Raw genomic sequence first — 9,209 nt, forward strand, 5'->3', positions numbered from 1 at the left:
GTGCAAAGAGCATATAATACTAAAGTAAGTCTAAATTTATTATATAGAAGATTAAGATTATTAAATGGTATTTGAAATGCAAAAAATCGACCTGTAAAGGCCGATTTTTTAAAGTATGAATAATAAAAAAGCTGAATTTAACATTTTACGATCTTTCGAGAAGAGTTTTTTCTTTCCAATTGATCGTTAATTTCTTTGTTTGTTCTAAAAACTGCTGTTAACGAAGATAAAGTGTACTGCATACAGAAAAATAGTGCTGTTACTTATCAAAAAGCTGTATTTGGCTTTTTAATCTTTCAGCAAGCATACTCATCATTCTTTTATTAATATTTGAATCATTTTCTGCATAAATAGAATATTCATCAGCAGTGAATAAACCAATTACAGCACCTCTAAGCGTGTTTCTAAATTTGACATCTTTTTGAAGTGCATTATCAATAACAGCTAATTTTGCTTCCATGGTTTTAGCCGTAAATTCAACCTTATTTTTTTCAATGTACGAATTGAATGCAGCAATAAATAAATCGTTTTGAAGTTTTAAAATCGGGCGTAAGACTTCATTTTGAAAAGATTCCTCAGAACTAGAGTCGGTTGTTACCGATCCAATTGTTTGTCCTCTAAATTCTAGTAAAAATGTATCGCGTGTGTTCATGTTTTTTCTTTAAAATTAAAAAAAAATAAATAGAGAAAATACTTTTTTAGTAATCTTTAAGAAAAAAAATACGATTTACTCCTGCAAAAAAGAGCTCTGAAATCTTTATGTTTTATGATAGTGAGATTAAATAACCGATAGAAGATGGAACAACTAAACGTCACAAATGAAAAATTGTGCAAAGAGCAACCAATTAATTGGAGCACTTTACGCAATTAAAATGTAATAACTATTTCTGCTTTGTTTCGAATAATAGACAAGAATTTACTTCGAATCAAAATTATTCTCAGATGGTAACTCAAAAATCTCCAAATCAAAATAACCTACAGATGCTATAATATGATCAAAGATATCTGACATTAAAAATTCATAATTTTCAAATCGCTTATCCTGTGAAAACGCATAAACTTCAAGAGGAACGCCGTGCGAAGTTGATTGCAATTGACGGCAAAGCATCAACATATCTTTGTTAACGCCAGGATAATTATGTAAATATTCGGTGATGTATTTTCGAAACAAACCTAAATTGGTCATATTCCTACCGTTGATAGGCAAGGTTTTGTCAATGCTATTCTCACTATTGAATTCGTCAATTTCTAATTTTCTAGAATCGATATAGTCAGATATTAGATGAATTTTCTTCAAACTACTCAACTCTTCTGCTTTTAAAAACCGAATGCTTGATGCTTTAATTAAAATATGCCTTTTAATTCTTCGACCCTCAGAATTAAGCATTCCGCGCCAGTTTTGGAACGAGTCTGAACTCAAACTATACGTTGGTATTGTCGTTGTGGTGTTGTCAAAATTTCGAACCTTAACCGTAGCTAAATTGATTTCGATAACATCTCCATCAGCGCCAAAGCGATCCATTGTAATCCAGTCACCAATGCGCACCATATCATTAATAGATACTTGCACACTTGAAACAAATCCTAAAATAGTATCTCTGAAAATTAAGATAATAACCGCAGAAACAGCTCCTAAAATTGTTAAAAGTTCTTTCTGGTTTATTTCAAATAATTTAGAAAAAATTACCGCAATTCCCACAGCCCAAAGCACAATCATAATTACTTGTATGAAACTGTCAATGGGTTTATCGCTGTAACGCGGTTTTAATTTTAAGTAATCTCGTAAGGCATTAAATACAGTTCTAATGATCCATAAAATCAGTAATACGATGTAAATTCCAACAAACTTTCCAAAAACGCCTTCCCAGTATTCGTAGCGATCTAGGATTATTGGAACTGATTTGTAAATAAATAGAAATGGTATTAAATGCGCTATGTATTTAGCTGTTTTATTGGTCACCAATAAATCATCAAATTTAGTTTTAGTTTTTTGGGCGATAAGCACCATAATAGTAACTAAAATTAATCGGAACACTACGTAAATTGCATACGACAAGACGCATAAAACTACAATATTGACGAATAAGCTGATGTAAGAAGCAAAACCGCTTCCTAATCCCATTTTTTTAAAAAATGGATATACTAGATGAAATAACTTTTCTAGATAGTTATGCATTTTTCAAGTATTTTCTCTCGATGTAAAAAGTTCCTAGTGGAACTAATGAAGCAAATTGAATTAAAAGAAAAGTTTTGAAATCCCAGTTTTGCGATTTTTTTAGTAAAATTGCCAATAAAACGTATCCGATAAAAAGTACACCGTGACTCATTCCTATAGGATAAAGTAAGGTTTTGTAAAGATCCATATTGTTGGGTTTAACCAGCAACATATTTGCAAATAAAACCAAATAAGAAATTCCCTCTAGAATCGCTGTAATCTTAAAAATCTTAAGCATTTTTTGTTTTTTAGTAATAATCGACAAAAATAAGTATTAACATTGATTTTTAGGGTATTGATTCCTAAAGTAATTTACTTTTGTACTCTTAAACTTTGATAATGAGCAAGCGCGATTTAAAAAAATATTTGGCTGAATTGAATAAAGAACTATTAGAAGAACAAATCATCGAATTGTACGAGAAATTCAGTCCTGTAAAAGTGTATTATAACTTTGTTTTTAACCCAAAGGAAGAATCATTACTGCAGGAATGCAAACTCAAAATTTCACATGAATATTTCCCCATAAAGAAATCGGGTAGGCGAAGCAAACCAAAAATGAGACGTTCTGTCGCACAGAAATACATCAAGCACTTTATCATTTTAGGAGTGGATCCTTTTGTAATTGCTGATGTCATGCTTTATAATGTAGAAATTGCACAAACATTCTCATCAGAAAATGCGGTAAAGCAAGATTTGTTTTTTAAGAGTATGTTCAACTCTTTTGAACAAGCAGTAATTTTTTTAATTGCAAATGGAATATTATTGGAATTTAAAACGAGAATTTTAGCGATTCACAATCAGACAATGGTCCAAAAATGGTATAATGAACCAGAATTCAGCGCGATCATTGAGCGATTTGAATATTAAAACAAGTATTTTTCATACAATTTGGCAGTTATTATTCCATAAATATTTAAAAATTGAAGTTGGATGGCATAATTATTAATATACAGATGAATGATTTTTAAACAGGTTATTTCTTACTATTAATTATACTTGATTTTAAAAATGCTAATAAAATAGGCGTTTTCTACTCTTCCCTTAAAATAATTTTATTTAAACACTACCCTATATTTTTAGATAAATATGGCCCGTAAACTGTTTTTTAGCCGTATTTTTGCAAAAATCCAATAAGAAGCAATGCCGGAAAACACCTTAGAAATTGAAATCGAAGACAAAAAAGAACTCTATGCTTACCAGAAGGGAGATATAGATTCCATCTTTGAACGTATCGATAATGGACCTCGTCAACATCATTTGTTATATCAACTACCTACAGGCGGTGGGAAAACAGTAGTTTTCTCTGAAATAGTACGCCGTTATTTATCAAAACACGATAAAAAAGTAGTGGTTTTAACACACAGAATCGAACTTTGTAAACAAACTTCAAAAATGTTGAAGGGTTTTGATGTAAAAAACAAAATCATCAACAGTAAAGTAAAAGAACTTCCAGATCAAAACGACTATTCTTGTTTCGTGGCAATGGTAGAGACTTTAAAAAACCGAATCAATGATGAAAAGTTGCATTTGGATAACATTGGTTTAGTAATTATCGATGAGGCGCATTACAACTCTTTTAGAAAATTATTAAGCTCTTTCAAAAACGCATTTATATTAGGAGTTACGGCAACACCGCTAAGTTCTAACGTAAAGTTGCCAATGCACGAAAGCTACGATGAATTAATAGTAGGAGATACTATTAGTTCGTTAATTGATAAAGGATTTTTGGCAAAAGCCATTACTTATAGTTATGACGTTGGATTGACATCATTAAAAGTGGGGATTAACGGAGATTATACCGTAAAATCTTCTGATGATTTATACACCAACATGGCCATGCAAGAAAAATTATTGCACGCCTACACAGAGAAATCTATTGGTAAAAAGACCTTAATTTTTAATAACGGGATCAACACTTCTTTATATGTTTATGAAACATTTAGAGAAGCCGGTTATGAAATCCGTCACTTAGATAATACTAGTAGCACTGAGGAACGTAAAGAAATTTTACATTGGTTCAAGCACACTCCAGATGCTATTTTGACATCTGTTGGAATTCTTACTACTGGTTTTGATGAACCTACAGTCGAGACAATTATATTAAATAGAGCGACAAAATCATTGACTTTGTATTACCAAATGATTGGTCGTGGTTCTCGAAAATTACCGCTTAAAGATAGCTTCAACGTGATCGATTTAGGGAATAACGCAGCGCGATTCGGATTGTGGAGTGAGCCTGTAAACTGGCAACACATCTTTAAATCTCCTGAGTTTTACCTAGAAAATTTACGCGATGATACGGAAATCGAATTGTATTTTAAATACAGCATGCCTCCTGAATTACGTGAAAAATTTAGTAAAACTGCTGTCGTAACTTTTGATGTCGATGAAGAGCACAAATTAATCATTAAGCAAAATCTACGTTCTAAGGAAGTTTTAGATAAATCACTCGAGCAACATGCCGCAATGTGTGTTGATAATACTGAAACTTTGCAGGAAGCAAAAGCTTTAGGAAAATTGCTAGAGGAAGATATCGATTGTCGTATCAAGCGTTATTCAAAATGCTTGAGTCAATGCAGTAAAAATTACCGTGAATGGCTAGTGGACGATTACAAATTGAAACTAGTATTGCTAACAGGTAAAAAATACCGTGAGAAAATTATGAACGAACCTGATGAAGATTAATTTCATTAGGAGCTTTTTCCCGCTATCCGCTATATCTGCTGTGGCAAACACTGCCACAACAGGATAACGCTACTATCGGGGCTAGCGTTCTCGATTACAAACAACTATTTTTTCCAACTTATAAAATCCAAATAAAATGTCAAAACAATTCGCTGATTTAGGAATTTCTAAACCAATATTGAATGCACTTTCTGATTTGAATATTGTTACTCCGACAGAAATTCAGCAAAAAACAATTCCGTTATTATTAGCTAACACAACTGATTTTGTTGGATTAGCTAAAACAGGAACTGGTAAAACAGCTGCTTTTGGATTGCCTATTTTACAATTAATAGACACTAATTCTACACTTGTTCAAGCGGTTATTTTAGCGCCAACGAGAGAATTAGGCCAACAAATATTCAAGAATTTAGAGTCTTTTGCGACTTTCTTGCCTGAAGTTTCTATCGCAGCAACTTGCGGAGGAATTCCAATCAAACCACAAATCGAGCGATTATCAACATCAACACATATTGTTGTGGCAACGCCAGGACGTTTGATCGATTTAATTCAGCGTAAAGCGATAAATCTTAAAGAAACTAAGTTTCTAGTGCTGGATGAAGCAGATGAAATGGTTTCTATCTTAAAAGAAAGCCTTGACGAAATCGTAGCCGAATTACCAAAAGATCATAAAACCTTTTTGTTCTCAGCAACTATGCCGGGAACCATCAAACAATTGGTTCAGAATTACCTAAATAAAAATGTAGTTCAGGTAAGTGCCAACATGGAAACATCAGGAAATCAAGGAATCGATCACGAATATATTGTAGTAGATCCTATTGAAAAACTTGATGTTTTGATGCATTTCCTAAATTCAAAAGAAGGCGAACGCGGTATTATCTTTTGTAAAACAAAAGCTGCTGTCAATAAACTAGCTAAGAATTTAGCAATCAATCGTTTTTCATCAGGCGCTTTACACGGAAGTTTATCACAAGGAATTAGAGATCGTATCATGGAGCAATTCCGTGAAGGTCATATCAATATATTAGTGGCTACAGATCTTGCGGCAAGAGGAATTGACGTAAAGGAAATTTCGTATGTGGTTAATTACCATTTACCGGATGCTTACGAAGCTTACGTCCACCGTAGCGGAAGAACGGCAAGAGCAGGAGCAAAGGGACTTTCTTTAACGGTATTGCAGCCAGAAGAAGTTGGCGAAATTGCCGATTTCGAAAAAGAACTTGGGATTAAATTCAGTGAATTTAAAAAACCAAGTTCACTAAGTATCGAAGAAAACAATATCCTGTTATGGGCTAAACAAATATTCAAAACCAAACCCAATCATGAAGTGGATGCGGAATTGAAAACAAAAATTAAAACCGTTTTCCATCACTTAACTAAAGATGAGTTGATCGAAAAACTATTGGCTAATTATTTGTTACAAAACAAAAACGAGCCAGTAGAAAAACCCATAAAGAGACAAAAAATGAAATAATTTTGATCGCTTTTATAAATCAAAAACCATTGTGATGCTTGAAGAAGTTTTGCAATGGTTTTTATATTTTTACTAGACATAAAAAAGTAGTTATTTTACTAGAAATAAAGCAAATAGCATTTATTTGACTTTACATACATTTTTAAAACAGTAGTCTAAAATAACTTAAAATTTATGATGAGAACTTGCTTAAATAAAAGACAAAAAAGTTGTTTATTACAACTTCATCAGCAAATTGTACACTTCTTGACAGAGATGAAGGATTAAGGAATTATTTTGCTGATGCCTTAAATAAACTTAGAAAAAAAATTTACTTTACTGCCAGCCAGGTTGTGGGAAAACAATAGTATTAACAAACCACAATAATCATCCTGACGATTATTTATATAGAATAAAATGTCTGGAAGGTATGTTTAAAAAAAAAAACAGTACGTAAGGTATTTAACCATCGTTTATGCTTGTATAAGGAAAATAATTATTCTAACCTTTTATAATTAGCGTCTGCATGAACTATAACTTTTATAGACATTAAAGCAATTATACAGCACTTAATGCTAACATTTGGCTTATTCCTAAAAACAACTCTGACTTATGATTTTGAAACTCCTTCAGACGAAGAATATTGTTAATAATAAACGATTTCAAAAAAAACATAATGAATTTTCTAAAGAAACACATGCTGAAAATCGATTTGATAGCTGCAACGGCAATATTTGGGTACGATAATTGTTCAACTGCTATTGTAAATGTTTACTATACTTTGTTTTGCGAATTATTTTTACCTATATTATTTAGTTTTTTTCTTCTTATTAGTCCATAATTTTCTAAATAAAATAAAAACAAACTTTTCTAAACAATTTTATGGTAGTTAGTTACGTTATTTAACAGAATATATTTTTTGTAATTGCTGAATTAAGTAGAGCTAAAAATAGTGGCCTATAGTTTTTTTGAGTCCACTTATACTAAAATACAATACAGTTATCACTTTTAAGTTGGTAGATTGATTAAATTTAAATAAATTTACTATACATAAATTTATTTCGGTAAAAAATTTGAATTAAACAGACATAGTTTTGTAAGCAATATCATTACCGTAAAATTTAGCATTAGCAAAACTGATTAGAGTAAATTTATTTTGAAACATTATTTATTTCATTTATAATCTTCACATTCTCCTGAGAACGCAGACAAATCAATATGATTAAAATTTTAATTTTAGAGAGCCTAACTATCGATATTAATTATGTTTATAAGGAATTAGATCTTTTCAAGCATAAATATCAAATCAAAACTATCAAGTTTAATGCAAATTCTTTAAATCTCAATCATAGTTATAAACCAGATATTATAATATCTGCATATTCGACCTTGCAAAATGTTGAAAAAGAAGCCTTAAAAATAAGTGCTAGCTGGTGCCCTAATATTCCACTAATATTAGTTGCAAATTTTATAGAGATTGATGATTGTGTATCACTGATTAAAAAAGGTGTGTCAGAAATTGTGATGCTTCAAAATATCTCTACTTTATCAAGTAAAATTCATACAGCTCTGAGCCAAGATCTTCAAGTATATGGAAAAACTTTGGTTGAACATCCTGAAGAAAAATATAGTGCAAAATACATGTATAGCAGCTTAATTAAGAATAGCACAGACGCTATTTTAGTAGCACTAAAAGACGCACAGATTCTTGAAGCCAATCCCGCTGCTTGTGAAGTATTTAAAATGACAGAAGATGAAATTTGTTTAGCTGGCAGACATAATCTTGTTGATGAGAATGATCCAAATTTATCATCAATTATAGAGGAAAGGAATTTAAATGGCGTTGCTAAGGGTGAACTTACATTTAAAAGAAAAGATGGTAGCTCATTCATTGCAGAAGTAACCTCAGTAGTATTTAAGGATGAATCTGGCTACGAAAAGACTTCCATCATTATTAAAGATTTAAACCAATCTAAAAAAGCAGATATACGTTTAGCCAAAACAGCTGCAGAACTACAAGAGGCCTTAAACAGACTGAATAAAGTAATGAATGCGTCGATGGATTTAATTTTTTCCATAGATTCAGAAAAAAATATTGTACAGATAAATTCCGCCAGTAGTGATATTTTGGGATATGAAACATATGAATTACTGCATAAAAGTTATGGTGATTTTATACTTGAGGAAGATCAAGAAACAATATTCAGTATTGATCAAGATACTAGAAATGGCAATCCTTTGAAAAATTTTGAAGCAAGTATAATTCATAAAAATGGAACTATCGTTAACATTATGGTGAGCGCTCTATGGGATAGAGATGATAAGTTGATTTACTGCACTGCGAAGGATATCACCGCGAAAAAGAATTTAGAAAAAGCGTATGAGGTAGAAAGGCAACGATTTTTAGATATCTATAATTTGTCCCCTGCTTGTATAGCAATTTTGAAAGGACCTAATCACATTCATGAACTTGCAAATCCGTTATATTTAAAATTTGTCAATAGAAAAGATATTATTGGCAGATCTGTGCTGGAAGTATTGCCAGAATTGGAAGCTCAAGGGATCATAGTACTTTTAGACACTGTGTATAAGACAGGCGTACCATTTATTGCCAACGATATGCTTATTCGTATGGATCATAATGATAATGGACAACTTGTGGACAAGTATATGAACTTTATGTATCAAGCGCATAGAAACTCTCTAGGGATAATAGATGGTATTTTTGTCTTTGCTATAGATGTAACTGAGCAAGTATTATTATGCTGCTCCCCAAAAACGGTACAACTTTTTGTTTAGATTTAAGATAGGATTAAAAACCCTAAATTAGCATAATTATGTCAAGAACAAGAAGAG

The 9,209-nt window shown here is 31.5% G+C and carries 7 protein-coding genes; 4 read left to right on the forward strand and 3 right to left on the reverse strand.

Annotated features, from left to right (window positions below; genetic code table 11):
- Positions 1–259: 259 nt before the first annotated feature.
- The 3 genes from RCH19_RS04775 to RCH19_RS04785 all read right to left on the reverse strand — a co-directional run bounded on the left by RCH19_RS04775 (position 260) and on the right by RCH19_RS04785 (position 2,453).
- Entirely contained in the window at positions 260–652 is a 393-nt protein-coding gene (locus RCH19_RS04775) for a glyoxalase (protein WP_343022264.1), read from the reverse strand.
- Between the two features lie 264 nt (positions 653–916).
- Positions 917–2,176, reverse strand: coding sequence for a mechanosensitive ion channel domain-containing protein (locus RCH19_RS04780; protein WP_343022265.1), 1,260 nt, complete (start codon positions 2,174–2,176; stop codon positions 917–919).
- Complete coding sequence (locus tag RCH19_RS04785; protein WP_343022266.1) at positions 2,169–2,453, reverse strand: DUF3817 domain-containing protein; 285 nt, start codon at positions 2,451–2,453, stop codon at positions 2,169–2,171. Before RCH19_RS04785 ends, RCH19_RS04780 begins: the two co-directional genes overlap by 8 nt.
- A 101-nt stretch (positions 2,454–2,554) precedes the next feature.
- Between RCH19_RS04785 and RCH19_RS04790 the strand changes: the two genes are divergently transcribed.
- The 4 genes from RCH19_RS04790 to RCH19_RS04805 all read left to right on the forward strand — a co-directional run bounded on the left by RCH19_RS04790 (position 2,555) and on the right by RCH19_RS04805 (position 9,152).
- The gene (locus RCH19_RS04790) at positions 2,555–3,082 is read left to right on the forward strand and encodes a DUF6155 family protein (RefSeq protein WP_343022267.1); all 528 of its coding nucleotides are present in this window, start codon (positions 2,555–2,557) and stop codon (positions 3,080–3,082) included.
- A gap of 273 nt (positions 3,083–3,355) precedes the next feature.
- The gene (locus tag RCH19_RS04795; RefSeq protein ID WP_343022268.1) at positions 3,356–4,900 is read left to right on the forward strand and encodes a DEAD/DEAH box helicase; all 1,545 of its coding nucleotides are present in this window, start codon (positions 3,356–3,358) and stop codon (positions 4,898–4,900) included.
- A 136-nt stretch (positions 4,901–5,036) separates the two neighbouring features.
- On the forward strand, positions 5,037–6,374 hold the full coding sequence (locus RCH19_RS04800) for a DEAD/DEAH box helicase (RefSeq protein WP_343022269.1): 1,338 nt from the start codon (positions 5,037–5,039) through the stop codon (positions 6,372–6,374).
- A 1,197-nt stretch (positions 6,375–7,571) separates the two neighbouring features.
- Positions 7,572–9,152, forward strand: a complete 1,581-nt coding sequence (locus tag RCH19_RS04805) for a PAS domain-containing protein (protein WP_343022270.1) — start codon at positions 7,572–7,574, stop codon at positions 9,150–9,152.
- The last annotated feature ends 57 nt before the right edge of the window (positions 9,153–9,209 follow it).

It is taken from the genome of Flavobacterium sp. PL12 (genome assembly GCF_039123485.1).
Classification (GTDB): Bacteria; Bacteroidota; Bacteroidia; order Flavobacteriales; family Flavobacteriaceae; genus Flavobacterium; species Flavobacterium weaverense.